Annotated in this window: 25 protein-coding genes; 21 read left to right on the top strand and 4 right to left on the bottom strand. The window is 31.3% G+C overall.

Going from position 1 to position 25,856, the window contains the following annotated elements; all coding sequences use genetic code 11:
• Positions 1-191 precede the first annotated feature (191 nt).
• From ABNT22_RS12250 to ABNT22_RS12235, 4 genes are all read left to right on the top strand, one after another.
• The gene (locus ABNT22_RS12250; protein ID WP_348718407.1) at positions 192-470 is read left to right on the top strand and encodes a helix-turn-helix domain-containing protein; all 279 of its coding nucleotides are present in this window, start codon (positions 192-194) and stop codon (positions 468-470) included.
• Between the two features lie 5 nt (positions 471-475).
• A complete protein-coding gene (locus ABNT22_RS12245; protein WP_348718409.1) occupies positions 476-1,015 on the top strand; it encodes a hypothetical protein in 540 nt (179 codons plus the stop codon).
• Entirely contained in the window at positions 1,012-1,674 is a 663-nt protein-coding gene (locus ABNT22_RS12240; RefSeq protein WP_348718411.1) for an ATPase, read from the top strand. Before ABNT22_RS12245 ends, ABNT22_RS12240 begins: the two co-directional genes overlap by 4 nt.
• 70 nt (positions 1,675-1,744) lie before the next feature.
• The gene (locus tag ABNT22_RS12235; protein WP_348718412.1) at positions 1,745-2,125 is read left to right on the top strand and encodes a GNAT family N-acetyltransferase; all 381 of its coding nucleotides are present in this window, start codon (positions 1,745-1,747) and stop codon (positions 2,123-2,125) included.
• Here the strand turns inward: ABNT22_RS12235 and ABNT22_RS12230 are convergent.
• On the bottom strand, positions 2,122-2,391 hold the full coding sequence (locus tag ABNT22_RS12230; protein WP_348718413.1) for a hypothetical protein: 270 nt from the start codon (positions 2,389-2,391) through the stop codon (positions 2,122-2,124). The genes ABNT22_RS12235 and ABNT22_RS12230 overlap by 4 nt on opposite strands.
• 142 nt (positions 2,392-2,533) lie before the next feature.
• Positions 2,534-2,764, bottom strand: a complete 231-nt coding sequence (locus tag ABNT22_RS12225) for a helix-turn-helix transcriptional regulator (protein ID WP_348718414.1) — start codon at positions 2,762-2,764, stop codon at positions 2,534-2,536.
• Positions 2,765-3,148: 384 nt separating this feature from the next.
• Here ABNT22_RS12225 and ABNT22_RS12220 point away from each other — a divergent pair, with 384 nt between their 5' ends.
• The 7 genes from ABNT22_RS12220 to ABNT22_RS12190 all read left to right on the top strand — a co-directional run bounded on the left by ABNT22_RS12220 (position 3,149) and on the right by ABNT22_RS12190 (position 11,583).
• Positions 3,149-4,480 (top strand): hypothetical protein, encoded by a 1,332-nt coding sequence (locus ABNT22_RS12220; protein ID WP_348718415.1) that lies wholly within the window; start codon positions 3,149-3,151, stop codon positions 4,478-4,480.
• The gene (locus ABNT22_RS12215; protein ID WP_348718417.1) at positions 4,480-5,553 is read left to right on the top strand and encodes a hypothetical protein; all 1,074 of its coding nucleotides are present in this window, start codon (positions 4,480-4,482) and stop codon (positions 5,551-5,553) included. Before ABNT22_RS12220 ends, ABNT22_RS12215 begins: the two co-directional genes overlap by 1 nt.
• Positions 5,554-5,562: 9 nt before the next feature.
• The gene (locus tag ABNT22_RS12210) at positions 5,563-6,675 is read left to right on the top strand and encodes an AHH domain-containing protein (protein WP_348718419.1); all 1,113 of its coding nucleotides are present in this window, start codon (positions 5,563-5,565) and stop codon (positions 6,673-6,675) included.
• Complete coding sequence (locus ABNT22_RS12205; protein ID WP_348718420.1) at positions 6,647-7,378, top strand: hypothetical protein; 732 nt, start codon at positions 6,647-6,649, stop codon at positions 7,376-7,378. Before ABNT22_RS12210 ends, ABNT22_RS12205 begins: the two co-directional genes overlap by 29 nt.
• A 114-nt stretch (positions 7,379-7,492) precedes the next feature.
• Positions 7,493-9,523: an ATP-binding protein gene (locus ABNT22_RS12200; RefSeq protein WP_348718421.1), complete on the top strand. Its 2,031-nt coding sequence runs from the start codon at positions 7,493-7,495 to the stop codon at positions 9,521-9,523.
• A gap of 10 nt (positions 9,524-9,533) precedes the next feature.
• Positions 9,534-10,244: a hypothetical protein gene (locus ABNT22_RS12195; RefSeq protein ID WP_348718422.1), complete on the top strand. Its 711-nt coding sequence runs from the start codon at positions 9,534-9,536 to the stop codon at positions 10,242-10,244.
• A 109-nt stretch (positions 10,245-10,353) separates the two neighbouring features.
• Entirely contained in the window at positions 10,354-11,583 is a 1,230-nt protein-coding gene (locus ABNT22_RS12190; RefSeq protein WP_348718424.1) for a HEPN domain-containing protein, read from the top strand.
• Between the two features lie 88 nt (positions 11,584-11,671).
• Here the strand turns inward: ABNT22_RS12190 and ABNT22_RS12185 are convergent, their stop codons facing one another.
• A complete protein-coding gene (locus ABNT22_RS12185; protein ID WP_348718425.1) occupies positions 11,672-12,274 on the bottom strand; it encodes an N-acetylmuramoyl-L-alanine amidase in 603 nt (200 codons plus the stop codon).
• Positions 12,275-12,493: 219 nt separating this feature from the next.
• On the opposite strand from ABNT22_RS12185, the gene ABNT22_RS12180 reads away from it, so the two are divergent.
• The 8 genes from ABNT22_RS12180 to ABNT22_RS12145 all read left to right on the top strand — a co-directional run bounded on the left by ABNT22_RS12180 (position 12,494) and on the right by ABNT22_RS12145 (position 20,408).
• Positions 12,494-12,781 (top strand): hypothetical protein, encoded by a 288-nt coding sequence (locus ABNT22_RS12180; RefSeq protein ID WP_348718426.1) that lies wholly within the window; start codon positions 12,494-12,496, stop codon positions 12,779-12,781.
• 270 nt (positions 12,782-13,051) lie between these two features.
• Entirely contained in the window at positions 13,052-15,451 is a 2,400-nt protein-coding gene (locus ABNT22_RS12175; RefSeq protein ID WP_348718605.1) for a TraG family conjugative transposon ATPase, read from the top strand.
• A gap of 11 nt (positions 15,452-15,462) precedes the next feature.
• Positions 15,463-16,089 carry a conjugal transfer protein gene (locus tag ABNT22_RS12170; RefSeq protein ID WP_348718428.1) on the top strand — a complete coding sequence of 209 codons (627 nt, stop codon included), beginning with the start codon at positions 15,463-15,465 and terminating at the stop codon, positions 16,087-16,089.
• A gap of 5 nt (positions 16,090-16,094) precedes the next feature.
• Entirely contained in the window at positions 16,095-16,925 is an 831-nt protein-coding gene (locus ABNT22_RS12165; RefSeq protein ID WP_348718429.1) for a hypothetical protein, read from the top strand.
• A gap of 15 nt (positions 16,926-16,940) precedes the next feature.
• Positions 16,941-17,573: a conjugal transfer protein TraK gene (locus tag ABNT22_RS12160; protein ID WP_348718430.1), complete on the top strand. Its 633-nt coding sequence runs from the start codon at positions 16,941-16,943 to the stop codon at positions 17,571-17,573.
• An 8-nt stretch (positions 17,574-17,581) separates the two neighbouring features.
• Positions 17,582-18,520, top strand: coding sequence for a conjugative transposon protein TraM (traM, locus tag ABNT22_RS12155; protein ID WP_348718431.1), 939 nt, complete (start codon positions 17,582-17,584; stop codon positions 18,518-18,520).
• A gap of 16 nt (positions 18,521-18,536) precedes the next feature.
• Complete coding sequence (locus tag ABNT22_RS12150) at positions 18,537-19,337, top strand: DUF4138 domain-containing protein (RefSeq protein WP_348718433.1); 801 nt, start codon at positions 18,537-18,539, stop codon at positions 19,335-19,337.
• A gap of 87 nt (positions 19,338-19,424) precedes the next feature.
• Positions 19,425-20,408, top strand: coding sequence for a DUF4238 domain-containing protein (locus ABNT22_RS12145; protein WP_348718434.1), 984 nt, complete (start codon positions 19,425-19,427; stop codon positions 20,406-20,408).
• Positions 20,409-20,421: 13 nt separating this feature from the next.
• On the opposite strand, the gene ABNT22_RS12140 is transcribed toward ABNT22_RS12145, so the two are convergent.
• Positions 20,422-21,681 (bottom strand): site-specific integrase, encoded by a 1,260-nt coding sequence (locus ABNT22_RS12140; protein ID WP_348718436.1) that lies wholly within the window; start codon positions 21,679-21,681, stop codon positions 20,422-20,424.
• Positions 21,682-21,948: 267 nt separating this feature from the next.
• Here ABNT22_RS12140 and ABNT22_RS12135 point away from each other — a divergent pair, with 267 nt between their 5' ends.
• Positions 21,949-22,557 carry a hypothetical protein gene (locus ABNT22_RS12135; RefSeq protein WP_348718437.1) on the top strand — a complete coding sequence of 203 codons (609 nt, stop codon included), beginning with the start codon at positions 21,949-21,951 and terminating at the stop codon, positions 22,555-22,557.
• 1,870 nt (positions 22,558-24,427) lie between these two features.
• The gene (locus ABNT22_RS12130; protein WP_348718438.1) at positions 24,428-25,426 is read left to right on the top strand and encodes a hypothetical protein; all 999 of its coding nucleotides are present in this window, start codon (positions 24,428-24,430) and stop codon (positions 25,424-25,426) included.
• Positions 25,427-25,856: the final 430 nt, after the last annotated feature.

Below are 25,856 nucleotides of genomic sequence, written 5' to 3'. Positions count from 1 at the left end.
GGCAATAGGTAAACCAATTTGGTTTAAACAATAACAAATTTTTTGACTTCAAAAATTAACCGAACTCGGATTAGACTCTGATGTAATTTAAACAAACTGCATCAACTTTGTAGAACGAAAATTAAATCGGGGTAAAGCTGTCATTTAAAAATGGATAACCTTGACAGCTTTATTTTTTAAATCGTTTTATTATGGGCGCAACAATCATCACTACAGAAGATCTCTATGAGTTCAAGATGGAACTCTTAGAAGAGATTAAACAACTATTCAACCAGCATAATGGAAATCCAACTAAAAAATGGTTAAAGTCACCAGAAGTTAGAGAACTTTTAGGTATTTCACCAGGAACATTACAGAACCTTAGAATCAATGGAACAATACCCTACACCAAAGTTGGAGGCGTATTATATTATGATTATCAGGAAATAATGAATGTCTTAGAGAAGAACCGAGTTCATAATAAATTCTAAATATTTTGGAAAATATCAATTATATCAAACACTTAAATAGTGTATTTGAGCAATTTTCTAAAGACAATCGATTGAATCCAACGCATATCAGTTTGTATGTAGCACTGTTCCAGATTTGGAATAATAATTTCTTTCGCGAAGAATTTTACATCAATCGCGAAGAGGTCATGGATTTTTCAAAGATAGGTTCAAAATCTACCTATCATCGATGCATCAAGGAGCTTACGCACTGGAAATATATTCTCTACACACCATCACATAACCCATTCAAAGGAAGCAGAATCAAGATGTTCGATTTTGGGACAAGTAATGGACAAGTTCTGTACCAAAGCCGTACCAATATTAAGACAAGCAGTGGACAAGCACAGGTACCTATAAACAAACATATACAAACTATAGAAAACAATAAAAATAAAAACAAACAGCGAGATTTTAAAAATTCAAATTCCAAGGATTTTGAAAACGGCGAAAAACATAAAGCAACCGTCCCATATCAGGACAACTTAAAGACAACCACAGATAAAGATTACAACGAACCTTTATGAATCACCGAACACCACATATCATTTTTGAAGCTAACAAACACTACGAACTTGGTAAATTAAAAGGCAATCAAATCTTGTATGATTTCGATAAGATTTTGGAGTATCTAGATGCTAAAGGAAAGTTGTTGTTTGGAGATAAATTCAAGATTTACATAGAGGATAGAAACATACTCTACAAACTGTGCAACTATCAAATCAGAGATTATCATACGTGCAAGAAATTAGGAGTTGACCTGAAAAAAGGTATTTTACTTTCTGGACCTGTAGGCTGTGGAAAAACTAGCTTGATGAAACTCATCCGCTACATCACGCCGCATTACAAAGCTTATGAAATGATTCCAACTCGCAACGTCACATTTGCGTTTAATCATATTGGTTATACTACCATTCAACAGTATGGAGATAGTCGTTTTTATTGCTTTGACGATTTAGGTGTTGAGCCTACGGGTAGATTCTTTGGAAAAGACTGTAATGTGATTGGTGAAGTACTGCTATCACGTTACGAACTGTTTGTAAATCATCGTATTAAAACACACGGAACAACCAACCTCAATGCTCAAGAATTAGAAGAACGATATGGTAATCGGGTACGCTCTCGAATGCGTGAGCTATTTAATTTAATTGGGTTTGATAAGGGAAGTAGGGATAAGAGGAAATGATAATCATATTTTCATTTTGGTTATACTTTTTATTAAATTTAACAATGACAAACATAAATTTTGTTTTAGTATGGAATCATTTGTTTTTAAAGGACGCAATTTTGAAGTTAACTTTGATAATAAAGCTCAAAAATGTTCTGGTATAGATAAGTCTGATAATAAAGGTTTTAAACTTGTTTTTTTTAGTTTTCCTTATAGTAGCATATTAAAGATTACACATTTCCAAGTTGATGAAGAAAAAAGGAAAAAAGGATTAGGTCGTTTCGTTTTATCTAAATTTGAAGAGTGGGCAAAGAATGAAAATTTTAAGCAAATAATTGGAGACATAACAAAAAATAAGGACTATTCAAATCCTAAGGATGTAGTCAAATTTTATAAGAAATCAGAATATGAAATCAGTCTTAAAGATAAAGGAATGATATTCGCAGAAATTTCGAAAAATCTTGTTTAAGCTTCAGCATTAAAAAGCAATTCAATCATAAACTCCTCATTAGGATATTTGGTCATATCGACGTTCTCTCTTAACCAATCAATATATTGTCTATTTGAGTTCCAGATTTTTTTTACGGGCTGACCTCTATATTTCCCAAAGCTAAATCGTATGATTCCATCCTTTGGTAAACTAATAGTTCTTTTTCGTTTAGAATAATTTTCTCTTTTAGGCGAATTCCAGTTGAATATTTTCCAGAAGATTGCTCCTAGAAAATATTGAAACATTTTAATAAAGAAAATCATTATAATTCGCATCAGATAGGCATTTCTTTAATCAAATTAATGCAAAAATTATGCCTTGATTTTCTTTCTTGAGATACGTTAAATTGAAGTGACCTAATGCTTGCTTTTCTCTTCTAAGGAAAATTTAGTCTATACCCTTAAAAAATTCTTCAAGGGTAATTTTGTGAATTTCAGATAAGCGTAAGAGCGTATTAATGGTGAAGTTATTTCCATTTTCTACACGCCAATAATTCTTTCGAGGCATTCCATTGTCAGTTGCAAAAGTCTCATAGCTAGAGTATCCAGCTTTTTTTCTTAGCTCTTTTATTCGATTGCCAATGGCTTTTCTCCTTGTTTGGTTTATATCGTCGCTCATTATGATATAAACCTCCTTAAAATAAGATAAATAAATTACGTCATATATGACGTGAATTGAATTTTTTTTATAACTTTGTCTTATAAGACAGTTAAAAAGACCTTTGAAGATTTAGAACTAATAAGATGAAGCAAAAGGATTTTAACATTTAATAGCAAAAAGATTAAACGAGAAATAGCACACTGTTAAATCAAGTACGTCTTATATTTTCCCTAAATACTCTTTATAAGAGAGAGTAAATTTTCTAATTATTATAGCAGACTTGTAAACCCCTTAAGGTATTACAGGCAAAAATGTATTTGAATTAACAAGAAGGATTTTCCTTATAGAAAACAAGGTTTTTTCCCTTATCGTGCTATTTCTCTTATAATTAAATTGTCGAGAATGAAAAAGAAAATATTACTTAGAGGTTTCTCGGTTGGGTTGCTCATTATTAGTATGACTACAATGGCTCAATCAGTTGGATATATTGTACCTGGAGTACCTAAGCCATTCAAATTTGGACATGTGGCTAAAAACCCACATATCGTTACAAACCCACATCCGCCTAGACAGTTATACACCTTACAACCAAACGATGCACTTAGGTATCAGCAACAACATAACCACTATCAAGAAGACCTCAGAAGAGTCGCTCAGCAAGAGCAACTTATAAAAGATTATACAGCTGAAATAAATAAAAGCCGTGTTCAATATAGCTTACCTTCTTTTAGCAAAGATGTGAGAACATCTTATTATCACGAAGCCTATAAGAAGCTTAAACAAATGAACCCGGATAACTTCTCAATAAAGGATGCGACATTTATAGTAGAGAATGCCTTTTATGATAATAAGCTAGACAGTGCAAGGTTCAATAAAACAATATCCAATATTTCGGGATTTATAAGAAAAGCAATGCAAAATCAAGAACTAGACCCGAAAAGCAATCTTTCCAAAAACTTAAGTATTTACCAATTTATTTCTGACACACTTACGGTTGATGGAAGAACGCATCTACCATATACATATGATTTTAATGATTATATGGGAAAAGAAAATTGGAACAATATGTTCGTTTCTAAATTGCTATATACAGGCAAAGGACAATGCAATTCAATGCCTCGACTCTATCTGATATTGGCTGAAGAATTAGAAGCGAATAGCTATTTGGCTTTAGCCCCGAATCACTCATTCATCCGTTTTAAGGATGGTCAGGGGGAATGGCATAACGCTGAATTGACCAGTGGGGCAATTATGAGCGATATGATGATGTTCGATTCGGGGTTTATAAAAGCTGAAACCATACGGAATGGTAATTATATGACTGCTAGAACCAAAAGACAATTGATGTCCCTTCTGCTGGATGATTTGGCGTCGGGTTATATCAGTAAGTTCGGACGTGATGAATTTGTGCAAACGGTCGTTAATAGTGCCCTGGAGCTTGATCCAAATGGTATCAACCCTAACATTCATAATTTTAATATGAAATTGGCTAGAATGACTTTCGTAGCACAACAATTACGAGCTAAAAACCCTAAAGAATTGTCTAGACATCCGAAGGCACTAGAAATGTACAAAGAGCTTGCACTACAGGATATGAAACTTAAAGAATTAGGCTTTCAAGAAATGCCAAAAGAACGATATGAAGCTTGGTTAGAATCATTAAACAAAGAAAAAGAAAAACAAGATCAGGAAAAGTATAAAGGATTAAATAAAGCACCAATAATCAAGGACTAATGAATAGATTTCTGGCAATCTCATTTTTGGTAACAGTTTTCTTACCAAAAATAGCGGTCGGGCAAGACCATTTGCACGAAGATGCATTTTTAAAAATAGTAAGTATGCACGATGCAAAAGAGAAATACAGTTTTAAGGAAGCTGTTTTCGCAGTGGAGAATGCTTATATGGAAGGAGAATTAGACACCCTATATCTCAACATGGAGATTCAAGGATTAACGAAGTTAATTGAGAATATTGTAAAATCCAGAAAACTACTTAACTATAATCATAAAGACAAAGAAGCTGTTTTGAAATACGCGTCTTTATACAGTGTTATGAAAGACACCATACCAATCTATATGAAAGGAGGACAGTACGAGTATCAACCTTATGGATACGATTTTGAAGATATATGGGGCGAAAAAGATTGGAGAAAAATGTTTGTTTCTAAACTACTCATTGAGAACAAAGGAAATTGTCATTCTCTACCATATTTGTATAAAATCTTAGCGGAAGAAATTGGAGTGAAAGCACATTTAGCATTAGCACCAAACCATATTTATATCAAGCATCGTAACGAAAAAGACGGATGGTATAACACAGAATTGACTAGTGGCTATTTTCCAATTGATGCTTGGATAATGGCCAGTGGCTATGTCCATTTAGATGGAATACGAAATGGACTTTATATGAAGGCTTTAAACGATAAGGAAAGCCTTGCTTTATTGTTAGTAGACCTGGCTCAAGGATATCATAGGAAATATCCCGATAATAATGGAGCGTTCATTCTTAGATGTTTAGAGAAAGCACTTCAATATTATCCAAACTACATCAATGCACTGTTGTTAAAATTAGAAACTGAGAAGAGGCAACTTCAAGCATATGTGAAGAGCAAGCATAAAACAATTAATGAAATTATAGATGACCCAAAAGGTAAGATAGCTTGGGTAAATCTAAATACTCAAGTTAGAAATATACATGAACTTGGATATCGCCAAATGCCTAAGAGAATGTATCTCGATTGGTTAGTATCTCTAAAAGAGGAGAAAGAAAAATATTTAAACAAAAAAATCATGACCCTAAAAAAGTAAAATTAAACTATGAAAAAACTATTAACCATCCTTTTTGTATTTGCACTTTTTGGAGCGTATGCCCAAACGGAGCAAAACAATGAAACAAAAGAAGAAAGAGGACAACGCTATATCAATGAGGTAAACCCTTTTAGACATTTGGGGTATAAACCAAAAATTGCCACGTTAAGTAAAGGCAAATATCGTGAAGCTTTTCCTGACACTCTCGTTCAAATAGGGAGCTTTACATATAACCTAAAATCTAAGCAAATAACAGGTGTCATTATAACTGAAAACTTGGGTGTTTCAGAGGCTGATTTAAAACCAGAGATTGTGAGTCGTTGGATGACTCCTGATCCTTTAAGTGAAGAATTTCCGGATATGTCACCCTATAACTTCACAAATAACAATCCGATATTTTTTATAGATCCAACCGGGTTGGCTCCGGAAACGATTTATGAAAACATTAATACTGGAGAGACCGTTGAGGTAAACGATGGTATAAATAAAACTATTAAAGTTAGTGATACTGATTTTACAAAAGCCAAGTTTTTCGCTAATGAAATCAATGATAAAACAACTACTGTAACTATTGGAGGAAAGTCATTCGAGGCTAATGTAATTAATTATGTGAGTGATGACATTGCAGATGCTTATACGGATTTTTATAACGAGCAAAATAGCTACTCGGAGTTTAATATATCTAATATCGCCGATTATTTATTTAATACTCCTGATGTAAAGAGGGAGTCCGATTTACAACTAGGAGGTGGGGGAGCACTGGAGTTAATTGGAGGCCCCGTTAAACAGAGTGTTACCCAAATAGCGAGAGCTGCTAAGTTGGTGAAAATTCAAAAACACCATATAATTCCTAAAGCAATTTGGAAGAAACATAAAGCGATATTAGCTCCATTTATGGAAATAAATTCAGTTTGGAATTTAAAGAAGTTACCCACACCTTTTCATGGGAATCATCCACAATACAATAAGTATGTAGGGAATCAAATTGAAAGACTTATTAATGAAGGGAGCTTAAGTAAAAAAGCCATTAGAGGCTTACAAAAAAACTTGAATAAACAGTTAAATCAGGCGTACGATAGCGGAATAAAATTAAATGACTATTTTAGAAAACTCAATAATTAGAATGCACTCTTACAAACAAATATCACATAATCCAGAGCCGAAAGTAATCGGAGTTAAAAACGGTGTTTATCAACTAGAATTTTCCGAAAAAGAATTGCGTAAAAATGATAATTTCAAAGACATAAATAACGTTCTACTAAGTTATAATCCCAATTTCGTAAACGAACAAGAGCAAGTAGCGAATTTAGAAATTGAACACTTGAGTGCGTCTTTTTTAAAAAGTGCTAAAGAAACTGACTTGGTGGTGTTTACACCTCATTTTAATGGTTATAAATATATCATTAGTGAAAAGTTCTTAGAATGTTTAAAAGAACTTGAAGTATCTGAAGAAGACTACAAAATTAGAAAGGTTCACATTACAGGAACAGAACAGAATTATTATTTGTTATTTATTCCGATGATTCCTACTTCTGAGATCGTATTCTCTAAATCTGCTATTTTTCCTGAAGAAGACGCATTGATTGATGAGGTTGACAGAAGATATCTATCTTTCAAAAACTATCAAGAATTTAAGGATTATAGCGAAGAGAATTTATTCTACAGATGGGCGAAAATTGCCTTAGATAAACACTATGCAAAAAGAGATATTATAAGTCTTCAAACCGGTTCTATATTCTTTTCAGATAGGTTGGTTCAATATTTTAAGTTTAGAAGTATTACTAGTCTTGTTATCAAAAATGGTCCTGTTCTGGTTTTTGATTGATTCAGTTAGTAGAAACAAACTTATTATAGTATATCTATAGTTTTACAATCCTAATAAAACAAGGCATTTCTATTATTGGAAAAAGGGCTATGGATAAAGGATAATAAAATTTAAATGAACAAGATCATTTTATTACCTTTACATTTCATGAAAAAGTTTACCTCTAAAATAACATCAAAAAGCATCGAACAGAGTGGCTTACCGAGTGGATATAAAGCCATTGCTGAATATGTGTGGAACGGTTTTGACGCCCGAGCTACTACAATAAAAATAGATTACGATTCTAATGAAATAGGCTATCTCAATAGCTTATCAATTTCTGATAATGGAACAGGTATTGATTTATCCGAATTAGAAAATACGTTTGGAAAATTTCAAGATTCTCAAAAGATGTTTACTTTTTCTAAGACTGGATTTATTAAAGGTAAAAAAGGAAAAGGTAGATATTCATTTACAACTTTTGCGAATGAAGCCAAATGGGATACTGTATTTGAAAAGGAAGGTAAAAATTTTCAATACGGTATAGTCATTAGTAAGGAGGACAGTCAGAATTATGGTATAACCCAAGAAAAGAAGGTTGTTAAAAAGGACACAGGTACAGTCGTTACATTTGATACGTTTTTTGATCTATATGGAGATCAATTAGAAAATGAGGCGTTTTTTGATTTTTTAGCAAGTGAGTTTGGTTGGTTTTTGCATCTTAATAAAGAACGAGATTACAAAATTATAGTTAACGGAAATAGAATTGATTATAATAGAATCATTGCTGATTCTCAAAATTTTGAAGCAACGATTATTGATGATAAATTTAAAGTTTCTTATGTCCGTTGGAGTAAAAAAATTGGAGACAAGTACTTTAATTATTTTCTAAATAGTGATAAAATAGAAAAGCATCGGGTTCACACCTCTTTTAATAACGGAGCGATAGATTTTCATCATTCTGTTTATGTAGAGTCAGCTTATTTTAATGACTTTTTACCCACAAAGAATGATTCTCCTTCTTTTGATAAAAATCAACTTGATAGTACATTTAAGCTTCTTGTTTCTCACTTAAAAGAATTTATTTCTCAAAAAGAGAAAGAATATATAAAGGAAAATAAAGCTGAAGATTTAATAATTAAATATAGAAACGATAATGTTTTTCCTTCATTTAAAAATACGAGTTATGAGCAATTGCGTAAGAATGATTTAGAAAATGTCGTTAAAGAGCTTTATTGTGCTGAACCAAAGATTTTTCACAAGCTGAATAAAACTCAAAGCCGAACATTAGTTGGTTTCTTGAATTTACTTCTTGATTCAGAAGAGCGGGATAAAATATTGACAATAATCGATGGTATTGTTAATCTCACTGATGATGAAAGAACTGAACTCGCTGAAACTCTAAATAGAACAAAGTTCACTCATATAATGAGTTTGGTTAAGCTTCTTGAAAATAGACATATAGCCGTTGAAACCTTAAAAGTTCTAGTGTTTGATTTGGAAAAATTCACTGATGAAATTAATCATATTCAAAAAGTTATTGAAAACAATTATTGGTTATTTGGAGAAAAGTATCACTTGGTATCGGCAGATGTGAATTTTGAAACTGTTCTCAATAATTATTTGCAGTTCCTTGAGATTAACAATAACAAGCAACCAAAGATTAGTGAATTAAATCGTAAAGAAAAGTTAAGAAGACCGGATATTTTTATATGTCGTAAATCAAGTATTCCAGACCCTAACTCTAATGATGATATAATTGAAGAGAATATAATTATTGAATTAAAAAGGCCTTCAGTTACAATTGGTAAAGAGCAATATCGACAAATAGAAGATTATCTTAACTTTATTGTGAATGAAACTCAATTTAATAGCCAGTTAAGACATTGGAAATTTATTCTAGTAGGCAAACAGGTTGATGGTTTTATCAAAGGATTGTATGAAAATCAAAAAAACAAAGGAAAGCGTTTTCTGGTTCAATCAATTAACAACTACGAAATTTATGCAATGACTTGGGACGATTTGTTCAGGCAATACAATCATAGACACAGGAACTTGGTAGATAAGCTAGAGTTTAAAGACTCTGTAATAGAAGAGTTAAAACTCAAAGGGGTAAATTTTGATAAGAAGCTATCTTCTAACCTAACGGAAAGCATAATTAATTAAAAATTAAGGATTGGATAAAAAGAAAGAAATTGAAAGACATCAATTAATAAAATTTATTTCTAATTCTGAATTAAAGTTACGAGTATCGAATATAATAGACTTTGAAACACCTGATTTTATATTGGATATTGATGGTCTTAAAGTATCTTTAGAACACACTAGGTTAATAAACCCTAAACTAAAACAATTAGAATCTTATAGAGAAAAAATTATCAATAATGCTCTAAAATTGTTTAGGGAAAAATATGATGATGAGTTGTATGTATTAATGACCTTTAATAATATAAAACTTAAGTCGGGACTAAAAGCTGAAATGGAATACTCTATAGAAGTTTTTAAGTTGGTAGAAACAATTTATTTAAATAATAAGAATTTTGAGTTTGATATTTCATCAAAATTTTTAGATTCTAAAGTTTCAAACTTAATTGATAGTTTTTCTATTTCAAATACTAGAAAATTTGAAAATTGGCAACATTTTGGAGCATATTTAGTAGAGAGGGTTAATATTGAATGGTTACAAACTATTATATCAAAAAAAGAAAAGAATATTAAGAAGTACCCTGAAGAATATGATGAAAATTGGTTGCTTTTAGTTTCAGATTTTGGCACAAAAGCGTCAACACATGATTTTGAGCATTCAGATTTTGATAAGCTTGAATCTAATTTTGATAGAGTATATATATACAATTATATGCCAGATGCTTATATGAGGATTGCTTAATCACTTTATATTGGAGTTTCTAGGCTGATGACAATTCATTAACTTTTTTATTGACACATTGCTAAAAAACGATATTTATTAAATCATAATAATTATAAACAGATTTTATGTGGATTTAAAAAAAGATAAAAAATACTATGGTGAAGTTTGGTTCGTAAATCAAGAACAACATAAGCAGTTCTGTGTTATGTCTTTTATAGATGATGATCTTGTTTTAGAAACTAATTTACATACACCAAAGAAAGCTTACAAAGAATCTCAAATTCTTGGAGCTTTTACGGGTTTAGGGCACTTAACATTTATAGACTGTAGAATAAAATATTCTTCATCTGGGATTACTCAAACTAGAATATACAGACCCAAGTATTCATTTGTAAGTGATTCACATATAGTGGATGCAATAAATCTTAAATTCAAAGAATTTTTTGTGGTGAATGAAGCGATTGTCAAATGGGTGAATTTTTCACCTTGGTATGACACTATAGATGAGAAGTTAATTAAGAAAGAATTTAACGATTCCTATACTATCACAAATGAAAATCTTCAGATTAAAATTGCGCATTATTTGAAATATCATACGGTAAAAAGAACTGAGCTCAATATATCTAATCAAGGTTCAATAAAATTTGAATTAGAAGAGGCAGTGACCGTTTTATCAGCAATAGAGTTGTATGACCAATTTCAAAAAGTACTTCAATTAGTTTTTGGACAATCATCTAAGTTTAGCAAGTTTAGTTTTAAGTGTATGGGGTGTGGGTATTGGAAGCAACTATACTATAACGATAAAAAATTATCCAAATCTACTACAACATTTGTGCACACAGATTATGAAAAAGTAAAAACTCAATTATCTAAAATACTGAATGCTACATATTCAAATAAGGACTTTCAGTTTTGCCTAGATAAACTCATGGAAAATTTCATTGGCAATCAACCTAGTCATAACAAAAGATTCACAAATAGTATAGCAACATTTGAGGCTTATTGTAAACTTTTTACAGATGACTTGAAGACCAATTTAAAAAAACAAATTCTAGGACATGAAGATATATTCAAGAAGATAGGCAAGATTTGTGATGAAGAATGGGAAAAGTTTCCAAGTAAAGTAGTACGTTCACGAGATTTTCATATTCATAGTAACACAGGAAATAGAGATGTTTTTTCAGAGTTTGATTTGTTGTATATAAGTTTTCTTTTTGATTTCGTTATCGTTTACCTTTTATTATCTCAAATAAAGGTTAGTAAAGATTTATTAGATAAATATATACTTCATGGTAATAGTGTTTTTGTTGATATGAAAAGAACGAATGAAATATTGGGGAGTAATCCACTTCTTTAGCGAATGTGTTCTTATATTTTAAAAAGTCCCATGAATATTTTGTAAAGTACTTTCTTTAAAATTTTGACTATTTGAACAAAAAAATCCTTCATAGTTCCAGTTTTAAATAATTTATAATTCCCATTAGTACGGAGAGCGCCATCGCTCTTATGTTTTTTGGTTTATTAAGGTAGTCGGCTTCATCAGCATTTGTCATAAATCCCATTTCTATAAGAACAGCAGGATGATTTTCGGCTTCACGCAATACCTGAAAATTGGCAAACTTGACGCCTCTCTTCTTAAAACCCAACTTTTCTGTGGTTTCATTTAAAATTGACAATCCTAAACCAATTGAGGCTTTGGTATGTTCTCTATCTGAACGGTGTACATAAACTTCAATACCTTTTGATACAACTGGCGAAGCATTGCAGTGTAATGATACGAACACATCAGCATCTAAAGCTTTAGCCAAATGGGTTCTATCACCCAAAGAAATTAAGGTGTCAGTATATCTGGTTAAATAGATATCGAGCTCATTGCGTAAAACAGTTTTGTTAAGCTGAATAATTTGCTTGGCAATTTCTAAAACCACATCCTTTTCTTTTATATCGTTTATACCAATGGCACCAGTGTCATTTCCACCATGTCCAACATCAATCACAACCACTTTTTTCTGACCAAAAAACAAACACATTTTTAGTAGTAGAATCACAAAAACGACGTTTTTCAGTTTTCGACGTCTTAAAAGTTTTTCAGTTATCAACATAGTCGCTTCAATTTCTCATACAATTTGATGCCAATTCACATCAAAAAAACACAATCAAAATCAATATTTATTTTATTCACAAATATCTGATTATTAATAATTTGAAGTACAATATACAGTAATTTTCCAAAAGTAAAATCAAGTAAATTTTAAATCTATTTCATTATGAAAAAATCACTGTATCTCACGACACTTTTGCTTCTAATTTCAAACACCATTTTTGCACAAATTGGTGGTATTGAAGATTCGGTAGACGATATTTCGGACACCATTCGTTCCATATTTCCAATTCTATTGGGTGTTATCTTTTTAGTTGGTTTCCTGTTTAATGCAGGGCATTTCTTTGGAGAAAATGCTGACCTTAAAAAAGGGATTACGCGTGTATTGGTTTTTGTACTTATAGCTGGAGCAGTGGTAGGTATTTTTACATATTTAATAGGAATCGTAGTGTAAGTATGAAACGTTACGAAGTCTATAAAAACATACGAAAGCGTGCAATGATAATGGGATTACCCATTTCATTGTTCGCCATCATGATGATCTCTGTAATAGGGTCATTATTGTTCATCATCTTTTCGTTCAGTTTTGCAGTGATCATTTCGGTGTTCGTGTTAAATGCAACGCTTTATATAGTACTGACACATCTTACCAAGCACCCTGCATTGCTACACTTCAAAAAGGTATTTCCATTAGCCATAAGTAATAAAAGAATTAACCGCCTGTATTATGAAGATTAATCTATCTGCATACCATCCTATATTAGATATTCAGAATCATTTGGTGTTTGCCAATAATGGTAATGTGGTATTATGTTTTAAGGGGGATCTGCCTGAAATCTACTCCTTGTCTGAAAAAGATTTTGAAGACATACACGGAGCATGGTTTCAGGCTTTTAAATCCTTGCCAACAAGTACAGTAATCCATAAACAAGATGTGTATCAGAAGGCACATTATGATGCTAACGAATTACCCAACAATTCCTTTTTGGAACGGGCCACTTATAACTATTTTAAGGGAAGGGATTACTTAAAACACCAAAGCTATTTGTTCTTTATAATGCCATTTAACAAGGCATTGAATAATGCGAAGTTTGTCAACCCTTTTCGGAAAGTTGAAAAAGGCATCCATAAAAAAATGGACCATAACATTACCGAGTTCATTGCTTCGGTGAATGATGCAGTATCTTTTATCAATAATAGCCGAAAGGTATTGATGAAACCAATGAACCAAGAAGAAATCTTGGAATACACCAACAGCTATTTCAATGGTTTCAATGAAGGATTTGATACCGATGTACAGCTAAAGAAGAAACACATTGAAATAGGCGATTACAATTTTGATGTGTTGGCAGTAAATAGTGAACTCTGTTTTGGTGAAGTAGTACAAAGTAGTAAAACCAATGACAAGTTTACTTCAGATGATTTTGTGTTTCATCAAGGTTTTATCGACGGATTGGGATTAAACCTCAATGAAAATCATATCGTCAATCAAATCATCTATTTGGATGACAAGCATAAATGGCGAAAACTACTCGATAAGAAGATTGAAGAGTTGAACAAGAGTTCCAACTTTGGCTCACAAAATAAAGTGGTTTTGAAGAAAATTCAGCACATCGTTAATCAAATTAATGAAGACGATGCTTCACGAATTATCAGAGGACATTTAAACGTCATCTTTTGGAGTAAGGAAGCTGAAGAATTGGGCAGAATTGCATCCAAGATAAAAACAGAGTTTAAGGAATTGGATATTGTCCCGTATTATCCAAAAGGAGAAGAGCGAAAAAACTTTTTTCTAAACTCTTATGCTTGCTTTTCGTCTAACTTTTCGAATGAGGATTTATACGTTACCGATTTAAAGCATGCACTGTGTTTATACATTAATAATAGTAATTATAAGTCGGATAAAACAGGTATCATCTTTAACGACAGACAATACAACATTCCAGTTTTAAAAGATGTCTGGGATGAAAAAAAGAAACGCATTAAGGCAAGAAACTTTGCCATTTTCGCACCGACTGGTGAGGGTAAATCCTTTTTAGCTAACAACATACTTCGCCAATATTTCGAGCAACAAGTTCGCTTGGTGATTATAGATTTGGGAGGTTCGTATTCCAAGTTTGCAAAGCTCTATCCAGATGACCATATCATACTGCGGTATGAGCAAGGGAAGAATTTAGGCATCAATCCATTTTATATTGCTTCGGAAGCCGATTTAACACCTGAACGATTAGAAGATTTGGGTGTGTTCCTGTTGGAGTTATTGGCACTAAAGGATGCTACCAAAGCGCACGAAGTAGCTATCAAAAAAGTACTTCGTTACTACTACCAAAATGGTGTTAATGACACCTATTCGCTGGCATCCTTGTATCAATTTATAGATGATAAAAAAGATACGCTCATTCAGGAACTTAAAATTCAAGAAGAGCATTTTAGCGTTTATAACTTTTTGCACATCCTTTCGGAATATGTTGATGATGGTTTATACAGCTTCTTGTTCAATGTAAGCGAAGACCAAACCTATAAGATTGAAGACAAGCGAATGATTGTCTTTGAACTGGATGAAGTAAAGGACAACAAAGAGATTTTGTCGGTGATGCTGAAGCTTATCAAGTCGGCTATTCAAAGAACTATTTGGCGTAATCGTTCAGAACGTGGTATCATACTGTTTGATGAGTTTGCAAAGCAATTGAAGTTTGGGAACGTATTAGAAAGTGTGGAATTCTACTATCAGGCAATTAGAAAACAGAATGGTGCAATTGGCATCATTTTGCAATCCATCAATCAATTGCCAAACAATTCAACATCGGCGAGTATTCTTGAAAACACGCAAGTCATTTACAGCTTACGTAATGAGAAAGGTTATGATGAACTACAAAAACGCTTAAACCTTTCGAGCCACGATTTAAACCAATTAAAATCTATCCGAAACAATCTAACTGGTGAGCGCAAGTACACCGAAATGTTCATCAAAATTGGAAAGGAGAGCAACATTTTTCGATTGGAAGTTCCGAAAGAAGTCTTTGCAGCTTACTTAACCGATGGTAAAGAGAGTGAGCAAATAATGGCATTATTTGAAGAACACGGCTCAATGGAAAGAGCCATCAACATATTTATCAATTCTTAAAAACAATCATTATGAAATCGAAGATTCACGAATACCAAAACAAATTTTTAACAATGAGTAAAAACAAAATTAGAACATTAGTAATTGCACTAGCCTTGACACTTTTATTGCCTGCTCGTGCTACGAGCCAAGGATGGCCAGTGTATGATAACACTAACTTTGTCAGTCTAGCAAAACAACTGTTAGAATCTGGTAAACATACCACACAATTACTCAAAACAGTAGACTTTTTAAAGAAACAAAAAGAACGCATTGAGCAAGTCAGTAATGTCATTCAACAGCTTGATGCTGTTCATAAAGTTGTTCAGAATAACCAACAGCTTTTTAATATGGTACAAGGAGATTTACAAGAGATTTTAAATTCTCCCTATATCAAACCTGAAGAAGTCAATCGTGTTACAGAATCTTTTACTCAGATTATTGAAAGTTCAATGTCTACGGTTCAGTATATCAATCAAATTTTATCTAGTGGTAATCTAAAGATGAGTGACGCGGAACGTGCGGAAGTACTTAAGGAACACGAATTAAAATCGCAGGAAATGGTGGCTGAAGTTCAAGCGAAGACGAAACGTTATCGCGAAATCATTTCCTTTAGAAGAATGCAAGATATCATTAACAACAGAGAAACTGGCTATTAGAAATTATGTTTTTGGGGATTGGGTTAGAATATATTGATACGGTTTTTACGACGATAAAGAACAGCGATTTTTCGCAGTATACTATCGCTGGTATGAAGACTTTGGCTATTCTCTTTTTTCTCATCAACATTTTAAAAAAATATAATGAAGGAATCGCTTCTACAGAAGGGCACACTTGGGGATTAACACCCACCGAGCTTGCTAAAAACTTTGCCATAGTGATTGTTGTTATTTTTTCTACTCAGGTATTGACCGTTTTTGATAACATTTTGGTAGCCATTGAAACGCAATACCGAGATACGGCTCCGGCACTCCTTCCTTTGCAGATGCAGGATATAGATTTGGAACAGGATGTGGGTGCCTTGGAAGCCGCCAAAAAGGCTTTGGCAATGTTGTATGAGGCATTGGTAACACCATTGTATGGATTGAAAATACTGTCATTTATTGTTGGAATATTTTTATGGCTGATAGACTTATTTATTTATCCACTATTCTTGGCTGAGCGATTCTTTTTATTAGGAATTATGCAAGCGTTTTTCCCATTGGTAATAAGTTTAGCTGTATTTGAAAAGTTTAGAACGCTTGCCTATAATTTTTTCAAATTGTACGTAGGGGTTTATATGCTAGTACCGGCTTTTTTTCTTGTGAATGTTTTTGTCAATAATCTCTATACCGAAATCAATACAAATTTTTGGAATGATCTGTTCGGTACTGATTGGGGTAGTGAGTTCTTTGCGCCTCTTATTCAATTGGGTTCACTTGGCTTTATTGTGTTTCTAAAGTTTAAACTCTATCACCGCGCAACATCTTTTGTATTTAGGCTTTTTGCCAATTAAAATCAACTTTTTAAAATGAAAACACCGTATAAAAATATTTACAATGTACTGAAGTTAAATCGCTTCATTGTGTTGACTGTGGTAATCGCAACAGTTGTTACTTGCATTGTTTCTGTACTAATGGTTATGAAACTGCATAAAGAAACTGTTAATAGTGCCTTTGTGGTAAATGGAGACGGAAGTGTTATTCCATTGAAGATGGTTTCTCAATTAGAAAATTTGGGCGTAGAAACATTGGCGCATTTAGATTTGTTTCATAACTATTTCTATAATATCGATGCTAGTAACTATGAAAAGAATTTAGAAAAGGCGCTGTGGCTCGGAAATAGTTCTGTAGATGCATTGTATAGACAGAAAAAAGCGGATGGAGTATACAACAGATTACTCCAGTACTCATTAGTTCAGAAAGTAATAAGTATCGATACCAAAATTGACTTACAAAATGAACCCTATGGGTTCGAGACAAAAACCATTTTTCAAATTAATAGAGGATCTGTAGTAGATACCTATGAGCTAACAACTTCAGGAAACTTAATCCATGTGAATCGCAACTTTCCAAAGAATACGCACGGATTATTGATTACCAACTTTTTTGAAAATCAACTTAAAAAACTAGAAGATTATGAGCCCATAATGGGCAATAAATAAAGAATATTATGATGAAAATGGACAAGAATAAAATAGTTTTCGCGGGATTGATACTTTGTGTAGTATTGTTCATTGGTTCTTATTACGCTATTAACTTTAGCGGTGAGGAAGAAACCACTATTGAAAATAATCAAATTCCTGTTCCGAAACTGGAAGACGAGCAAAAGGAATATAAGTCCAAATTAGAGGCTTTAGACGATTTAAAAGAAGTACGACAAACTAATGCGCCAAGTATCTATGATGAACAGTTATTGGATTCTACAGGAGTATATGACTCAAATCTTTTGGAGAAAGAAAAGAAACGAATGATCGATAGCATCTACAATCAAGGAAAAATAAACTATACAAACGCTTCTTATCGAAAGCCAAAACTTCCCACCAAACCGATTATTAAAATTAAAAAAGACACGGTTTCAAAAATCGAAAAACAGGAAACAGCTGTTGAAGCCAAAGAATTAGGTTTAGAACATCAACTCTTTTTTGCATCTAGTCCAGTAAAGAATGAAATCGTGATGAACCAAAACACAGATTCCGAAATATTTGTTCGTGTTGATGGGAAACAAACGGTTCGTCAAAATTTTAGATTGCAGATGCGCTTGATGAAAGATGCCACCATAAATGGAAAGCATTTATTAAAGAATTCATCTATTTATGGATTTGTAAAGTTTCAGCCCAATCGCACAATCATTTCTATTGAGCATATCAATCATCAACCTGTGAAACTTACAGCGCACGATTATCAAGATGGAAGTGAAGGTATTTACATAGAGAATAGTTTTAGAGCTGAAGTTAGACAGCAATTAATTGGTGATGCAATCAACGATGTAAATGTTCCAGGTATACCGCAAGTTTCTGGAATCAAAAAACTATTCCAACGTAACAATCGTAATGTAAGGGTTACGATTGCGGATAACTATCAATTAATCTTAAAAATCTCAAAGAGATAATTAAAAACTCACTCTTATGAATAAATATATAATTACATTGTTGTTTGCTTTAATTTGTTCAACTCTAAATGCACAACAACAATTAGACACTATTTATGCCAATGAGCATAAAAATGTAGCACTGTTTTTTCCTAAACCTATCAGACAGGGCATTACTGGAGCTTCACATTTTGTGTTTACATACAATCGTGAAAAAGAGCAATACTTTGGGTTACTACAGGCGCAACCAGGAACTGATAGTAATTTATTAACTGTTACCAATGATGGTCGTATTTATTCCTACATACTTAGGTATAGAAGAAATCTTCCAAAGTTGAATTATTTTGTTGGTGATATGGAAAGTATTGGTAATGAAATGAGAAAGACTATAAAAGAAAAGCCAGGTATACTGCCAATTTCTGAAGAAAGGAAAAGAGTTTCGTTTTTTGAGAAGTTTAGTAAATATCTCTTGAAATTAAAGTCGGAAAATCTAAAAACTAAACGAAAGAAAGGACTAAAATTACGTCTACAAAAGATGGTATATCAAGGTGATGAAGTCTATTTGGTTTTAGAGTTTTCCAACAACTCTGGAATCGATTTCGAGATTGATTACTTGAATATTTATCGCGTTAATGGTAATAAAAGAAGGAAATCTTCATATCAAAAACTACTACAGAAAGTTGTTTATGAACACGAACTTTTAGGTATGATTAAAAACAAGGATTCGAACCGATTTGTTTTTGTATTACCAAAGTTCGTTCTTGGAGATAATGAGAGACTAGAAATAGAACTTCAAGAACTAAAGGGTAATAGAAAAGTGGTTCTAAAATTTAATTGATGGTCTATTTTATTATATGCGTAGTTTGAAGTGTGATAACTGTATATTTTTATAGATTTGACAAACTTTATTTAAAAAGGAAATATTATGTCAGGAAATTTAGTTAAGCGTCAACACTTTGTTCCTAGAACTTATCTAAAGCACTTTAGTATTCAAGATGGACAAGAATATCTTATTCATGCTCTTCCTGAAAAAGCAATAAAAAAAGAAGCTATTTTTCAATCGAATATCAAGAATGTTGCTTTAGAAAAACATCTTTATACACTCCCAGGAGAAACGGTTGAACAAAAAATGGCAGTTGAGAGATTCTACTCTGATGAACTTGAGCAACATTATGATGCAATTTATCAAATTTTAACAGATCCAGATAAAACAGAGCTAACAAACGAAGAAAGAGAATTAATCATTTCTACAGTGGTTACAATGTATTATAGAACAACTAAATGGGTAAATGCCAGTAGAGATCTAATGAGGAGGGCTTTTAAACAAGCTTTCGCGCTCTGTAAACAAACGGGGAAAGATTATTTCACTTTTGGGGATGAAAAAGTGTCTATAGCTGGAAAAAATCTTGAAGAGTTTACAAGAGATTATAATAAAGAAAGACAACCAGGAATGATTATAACGCAATTAGAAGTTGCTATCGAGCTGATTAAAGTAAGACTTAAAAATGATTCAATCTGTGTTATAAAAATTGATGATGAAAATTTAGAATTAGTAACTAGTGATAATCCTGTAATTGCGTCAAATAATAAACCTGAAAGATTTGCTCCATTTGACCCATCGAACATATTAAAGCTTCCGTTAGATTCTCAGCATATTTTAATGTTGATGCCTGAATGCCCAGAAGGGCTTCTAAATAGAATATGGAGAAGAATAAGCAAAAGGCCTTTTTCAGAAATAGAAAAATTAACAGCCAACTATTCACAAATGCAGAATTCAGAAAAATTTATGTTTGGTTCAAAAAGTGCTCTTGAATCATATTTGACAACTAAACAGGAATCTGAACGACCTCTTGAAGAAGGTGAATCAATGGCAGAGGTTTTTGCAAGATTAAAAGAACTAGGACTGTAACAAAAAGAATATTCTAGCTGACGATCATTTTATTAGCTTCATCTAAAACGTCGTTATGAAAACTTTTAAGATATATTTCAGTAGTTTTTAATGAATTATGCCCTAAGCTTTCACTAATTACTTCAGTAGAAATCCCCATGTATTTTGCTATTGTTGCCCAGGAATGTCTTATAGTGTATGTAGTTAGGTTTTCTTCGATTCCTGCATCTTTTGCAATTATTTTTAATAGTTTATTGACGCGTCTCCTATGTGAAAGATAATGTTTATAGGTTTCGGGACTTCCATCATATCCAACAGGGAAAATGAAATCATCTTCATCTTTTTCTCTTGTGAGGTAATAGTTTAAAATTTGAGCAAGCTCATCAGTAATTTTTACAGACAGAGGCTCTCCAGTTTTACTTCGTCCATATTGCAATCGCTCATTATTAATTGCATTTACCTTTAATTTAGCTAAGTCTATAAAGTTCATTCCTCGACAGTTGAACATAGTTAACGCATAATTTTTTGTATGCCATAGTTCCGAGTCTATTTCATAATGAAGTTTTCGTATGGATAGAATCTTCTCTTTTGAAATTCCACGTTTTTTAGTTCTTCCTGACTTTGGAATTTTGTAATGGATAAATGAGTTTTTAATAGGTTCAAACTCATCTTCCTTAATGGCACTATTATATATGGCTCTGACTGCTCTTAGGTAAGAGCTAATACAGTTATTAGAATTTCCAATATGCTCATGATGAGCTTGAAAGTCCGTTAAAAATGTAACAGTAATATCATAGAGCTTGATATCGTTATCTGCATTAAATTTTTTAATCGCATCAATTCCTCCTCTATACCATTTTGCGGTTCCTGGTTTCTTAGCTTTTAGTTTTCGTGCGATTAATGTTTTTCCCCATTCCTCTAAAGAAATATTGTTGATTATTTTCTTTTTTATAGTCGATTGTTCACCTTCTTCCCAGATTAACTTTATATGTTCTACAAGACTATCAACATGAATTGATTTAAGTGATTCTCCAAGTTCATCAAGTAGTTTTTTGGCTTTGTGGAGTAGTGTATATAGCTCTTTATTTATGTAATCACAATTTTGGTTTTTATTTGCTAAGGCAGATTTTTTGAATTTGGTTAATGTAGAATCCCAACCGACATTAGAAGTATAAAATGAAAGGCGTATAAGTCTGGCTTTACGATGGAAGACACGTAGCGCAATTGGATACAATCCAGTTGTACTACTTTTTGATGATTCTCTGGTATCTAAAACGAGTCTTACACGTGCCATTTTTAGCCCTAATTTTCTATTAAAGTTAGGAAAAAAAATGCACACTTTGTGCACACTTTTTTTTGAATCGTTTTGACTTTAATTAAAATTAAATCGAAATAAAATTTATTAAAATACTGATTATCAATAAAGTATAATTTTTGAAATTTTCAAGTGCTTAAATTTTTTCAGCCTTCTAAGCAGACGGTCACAGGTTCGAATCCTGTCGCGATCACAATAAGCCTTACTAGTTTTAGTAAGGCTTTTTTGTTTAAAAAAAATGTAATTATGAAAAAGAAATTGTTATTGATATTATTGTGTGTATCTGCATTAAATTCTATGAACTCCCAAGAGTTAGAACTGGAAAAAGAGAATATTGCTATAAAATATCACTGGACTAAAGAAATTAGTAAAAATTCTATTTGGACACCAGTTAAGTTAAACACGAAGTCCAAGAATAAATTGAAAAGAATTTACGTTAAAGTCAAAATGATGACTTTAGATAAAACGAAAAGAGATTTTGATATAAATAAATTTATTCTCCTAGACGTAAAGAATAAGTTAAAAATAAGACCTACAGATATCTCTTATCAATATGTTGCTAGTGTTATTCCTTTTAATAGGCTTTCTAAAGATAAAAATGTAAATGTTAGATATGGTATCCGTTATGATGATACTGTAAAAGATAGTTTTATTGATTTTGACTTTCCAGGATATAATACATTTCAAGTTCCAATTAATTATGGAACAACTAAAAGTCCCGAGCTTCATATAACTTATTTTGAACCTGAAGCTTTTAAGAAAAGGCGAATAAGCATCTTTTTTACGGTTCCATTCAATGTAAATACAGCTGAATTATATTATGGAAATGAAAAATTAACAGATATAGAATTTTAACTCGGAATACTTTTGAATTTAAAGACAAAAACTTATCAAGTTTATTGGAAAAGAAATAGGAAAGAGAGCAAATAATATTTTATGTAATATATTTCAGAGTAATTGCAAAGAGTGCTTTTTAGGATTGATTAATTTGTAAATTTTAAGTTATTACTTTTAGAAATTCTTTCTAGTTTTGGATATAGTTAACGCATCTTGATTGTGTTAAAATATATAAACAGTTGATTTATGAAAGGCACATCCAAATGATGTGTCTTTTTTATTAAAGTATGATTTAAGAAGCGATCTCATTTTCTAAAGGTTGTGGACATTCGAAAAGGAATAAGACAATGATCTAAAATACTTGTTTGTGAAATTTAATTTTTTTTATTGTTCTGTTTGTAAATAAATGAAATATCGTTCATAAGGTTATTTATACTTTAGCAACAAGTAGTTTGGTATATCGCGGGGTATAGATGTATCAATAGAATATCATAATGTTGATTAGTTTTAGGCACATTTTTAAATGTGCCTTTTTTTATTTGTGAATAATACTTTTTTTTTAGTGCAGTTTGTAAATAACGAGTTAAGTTTTTTCAAGGTTCTTTATATTTTTGGTCTTAGAGTAGTAATTTGATGCATTTTTTGAAGGGTAATGTATCGACAAATATTCATGAATTTTAGGGCACATATAATATATGTGCCTTTTTTTATGGTTTAATGTGTCTGTTTGAGTAGTTGTTTTGTATGTATTTGTAAATACTACTTTTTTATTTTTCTCATTTGTAAAAATCAAGTTACTTCTTTTAGAGGTTCTTAATACCTTGCCCATGTATAATAAGATACGTTTCGGGGTAGTAATGTATCCATATACAACTTGAAATATAGCTTGAGGCACATGTTTTTACATGTGTCTTTTTTTAAAAGAAAGCATCCAATTAATCTTGTTTTACCATATGGTTTAGTTAAACAATATCAGTTGTCTGTTAAGTTAAATCAAAGTTGAGTAAGTTGCAAAAAGAATAAAGAAAATAGATGTAAAATTATATTCTCGTTCATATAGCTTGGAATATAGAAAGTTTAAATACTTATATAATTAAGAAAAAGAATTGCTTTAATTTTTTAGTGAATGATAAATAAGATTTTTATATGATAGAGTAGTTTTAAATGCTTTCTAGAGATTAAATATTTTAATTTAATTATAGAAATGATATTTATAATTAAGATGGTTTTGTTGCCTATAGTTATTAATATAAAATGATGTTTTCATTTTTTATGGAAATTGAAGTTTAGCTATAATAGAGAATTAAAATCAATATAATGTGTGAAAACTCTAATCTTGTTAGGAAACTATTTTATTGATTTTATTTAGTTAGGGTTGTTCTTTTATTTATAGTAATTTAAAGGGAAAAGTCAAATAGGGGACAAAAGAATAACCCTAACTAGTTCAAATATATACTTTAATAAACTCATACAAATTGTAATAAATACATTTTTTGAATTTTGTTTTGTGTTAAATAAAAAAAATAAAATTAACACTTTAGTTATGTTTTTAATAATAAAAATAGAGTTTTACATGTAATTGTTTAATTCAGGTATATTTAAAGAATTGTTAAATTTAGCCGAACTTAAACGATGGTTAAATTGAACTATATTTTATGAAAACTAATTTAAAAAGATAGATATACTAAATTTTATTTTTTAAACTGTTCTGAGGTTCAAGAAATATTAGGGAGTTTAAATAGAATAAACATTATCATAGTATTTGATAAATGTCTAAATGAAATATTAGTGATTCCGCTATGTGTTAAAAAAGAAGAGAATTTGATTGCATATAATGCCCCAAAAAAATAAGGGCAATTTTCTTTTTACAAATTTTAAATAGTTAGAAATGAATATTGAAATTAAGAATTTGTTTGCGTCTATTAAAAAAAAGATACCAGATAATATATCTATGATTGATGAAATTGCAGATACTTTAGATATAAACTATGATGCTGCGTATAGAAGAGTTAAAAACTTGACGCAATTAACTTTCAATGAAGTTGTAGTGCTTGCAAGACACTATAATATTTCCTTAAATACTGTTTGTAATTTTGGTCAAAGTAATTTGATAACACTTGAGAGGAAGGGAAATGACTATACCGTTGATAGTTTAGAGCGTTTTTTTGAAGAAGGAAAAAGGTTTGCTAATATATATAGGAGAAAAAGAAATGCTGTTATGTTATATGCAGCAAAAGAATTACCTCTTTATTATTTGCCAAAAGATAGTCTTTTGATGAAATTTAGAGTATTTTCTATGCTATATTGTTGTGGTGTTAATAAAAAGTTATTAAAAAAAAGAATCTCATTAAGTGAGTTTAAAATCTCATCCAGTTTGTTATATGAGTTAACGTGTTTTACTCATTTATTTAAGGAGGTTGAATGTATTGAATTTTGGAATGATTTTACGATCGATAGTACATTAAATTTAATCTACTATTATTGTGGAATTAATTTATTGACTAAAGAAGAAGCACTAAAGGTGTTGGATGATTTAGAGAAATTGCTAAGAACTATTGAAGATCAAGCTAGAAAAGAACATAGGGAAGGTGAAGGAGGTGCTAGGTTGGAGATGTTCTATAGTAATTTGGTGTCATTAGATGGAAGTATATTATTTAAATCAGATAACACAAAAGGACTATTAATACCTTATGGACCCTTGTCATTTTTTAAAGTAGATGATGATAAAACATGTGATGAAGTTTCAATGCATTTTGAAGATAGAACTAAGTTGTCAAAAAAAATATCTGGTAATTCAGAAGTAGAGAGGAAATTGTTTTTTTCTAGACTATATCTTAAGATAAAGAAAATTTACAGATTTATAAATGAGGAAGGGGAGTTACTTTAATTTAAAAAAAATTACGTCAAATACGAATAAGAATACCATATTTAGAAATCGAAATAAATTTAAATAGGAATAGTACTAGTGTTACCATTAATGAAAAAGCATACTGGGATTATTAGTCAAGATTTTAATAATAATAACTAAACCAAATAGTGAAAAGCGCGATTTTTATAATAGCGCTTTTTTATTTGTACTCGATGAATGTGGTTAGACTAAGATGTATAGAATGTAGTAGTCTCAATTAACAGAAAAAGTAAACTACTTAAATATAAGAAGTTTACTTTTTAAACCATTGATACCGAATAGTTCTGAACATATTAACTAATAACAAGGGGAATATACTAGGGAAATGTTACGAGGAGTAAAAATTAATATGCTCATACTCAAATGTAATAAGCATTTATAGTATTTTATGATAAAAAAATGCATTTTT

The sequence above is a fragment of the Tenacibaculum sp. 190130A14a genome, assembly GCF_964048965.1.
GTDB lineage: Bacteria > Bacteroidota > Bacteroidia > Flavobacteriales > Flavobacteriaceae > Polaribacter > Polaribacter polynesiense.
The sequence above is the reverse complement of the archived record's forward strand: the minus strand, read 5'-3'. Positions and strand labels throughout refer to the sequence as shown.

Bases quoted from the DNA above. Each gene is read 5' to 3' on its own strand.
- ABNT22_RS12250 (WP_348718407.1), top strand. From the start codon at position 192: ATGGGCGCAACAATCATCACTACAGAAGATCTCTATGAGTTCAAGATG.
- ABNT22_RS12240 (WP_348718411.1), top strand. From the start codon at position 1,012: ATGAATCACCGAACACCACATATCATTTTTGAAGCTAACAAACACTAC.
- ABNT22_RS12235 (WP_348718412.1), top strand. From the start codon at position 1,745: ATGGAATCATTTGTTTTTAAAGGACGCAATTTTGAAGTTAACTTTGAT.
- ABNT22_RS12230 (WP_348718413.1), bottom strand. From the start codon at position 2,391: ATGTTTCAATATTTTCTAGGAGCAATCTTCTGGAAAATATTCAACTGG.
- ABNT22_RS12225 (WP_348718414.1), bottom strand. From the start codon at position 2,764: ATGAGCGACGATATAAACCAAACAAGGAGAAAAGCCATTGGCAATCGA.
- ABNT22_RS12220 (WP_348718415.1), top strand. From the start codon at position 3,149: ATGAAAAAGAAAATATTACTTAGAGGTTTCTCGGTTGGGTTGCTCATT.
- ABNT22_RS12215 (WP_348718417.1), top strand. From the start codon at position 4,480: ATGAATAGATTTCTGGCAATCTCATTTTTGGTAACAGTTTTCTTACCA.
- ABNT22_RS12210 (WP_348718419.1), top strand. From the start codon at position 5,563: ATGAAAAAACTATTAACCATCCTTTTTGTATTTGCACTTTTTGGAGCG.
- ABNT22_RS12205 (WP_348718420.1), top strand. From the start codon at position 6,647: ATGACTATTTTAGAAAACTCAATAATTAGAATGCACTCTTACAAACAA.
- ABNT22_RS12200 (WP_348718421.1), top strand. From the start codon at position 7,493: ATGAACAAGATCATTTTATTACCTTTACATTTCATGAAAAAGTTTACC.
- ABNT22_RS12180 (WP_348718426.1), top strand. From the start codon at position 12,494: ATGAAAAAATCACTGTATCTCACGACACTTTTGCTTCTAATTTCAAAC.
- ABNT22_RS12170 (WP_348718428.1), top strand. From the start codon at position 15,463: ATGAAATCGAAGATTCACGAATACCAAAACAAATTTTTAACAATGAGT.
- ABNT22_RS12165 (WP_348718429.1), top strand. From the start codon at position 16,095: ATGTTTTTGGGGATTGGGTTAGAATATATTGATACGGTTTTTACGACG.
- ABNT22_RS12160 (WP_348718430.1), top strand. From the start codon at position 16,941: ATGAAAACACCGTATAAAAATATTTACAATGTACTGAAGTTAAATCGC.
- traM (WP_348718431.1), top strand. From the start codon at position 17,582: ATGATGAAAATGGACAAGAATAAAATAGTTTTCGCGGGATTGATACTT.
- ABNT22_RS12150 (WP_348718433.1), top strand. From the start codon at position 18,537: ATGAATAAATATATAATTACATTGTTGTTTGCTTTAATTTGTTCAACT.
- ABNT22_RS12145 (WP_348718434.1), top strand. From the start codon at position 19,425: ATGTCAGGAAATTTAGTTAAGCGTCAACACTTTGTTCCTAGAACTTAT.
- ABNT22_RS12140 (WP_348718436.1), bottom strand. From the start codon at position 21,681: ATGGCACGTGTAAGACTCGTTTTAGATACCAGAGAATCATCAAAAAGT.
- ABNT22_RS12135 (WP_348718437.1), top strand. From the start codon at position 21,949: ATGAAAAAGAAATTGTTATTGATATTATTGTGTGTATCTGCATTAAAT.
- ABNT22_RS12130 (WP_348718438.1), top strand. From the start codon at position 24,428: ATGAATATTGAAATTAAGAATTTGTTTGCGTCTATTAAAAAAAAGATA.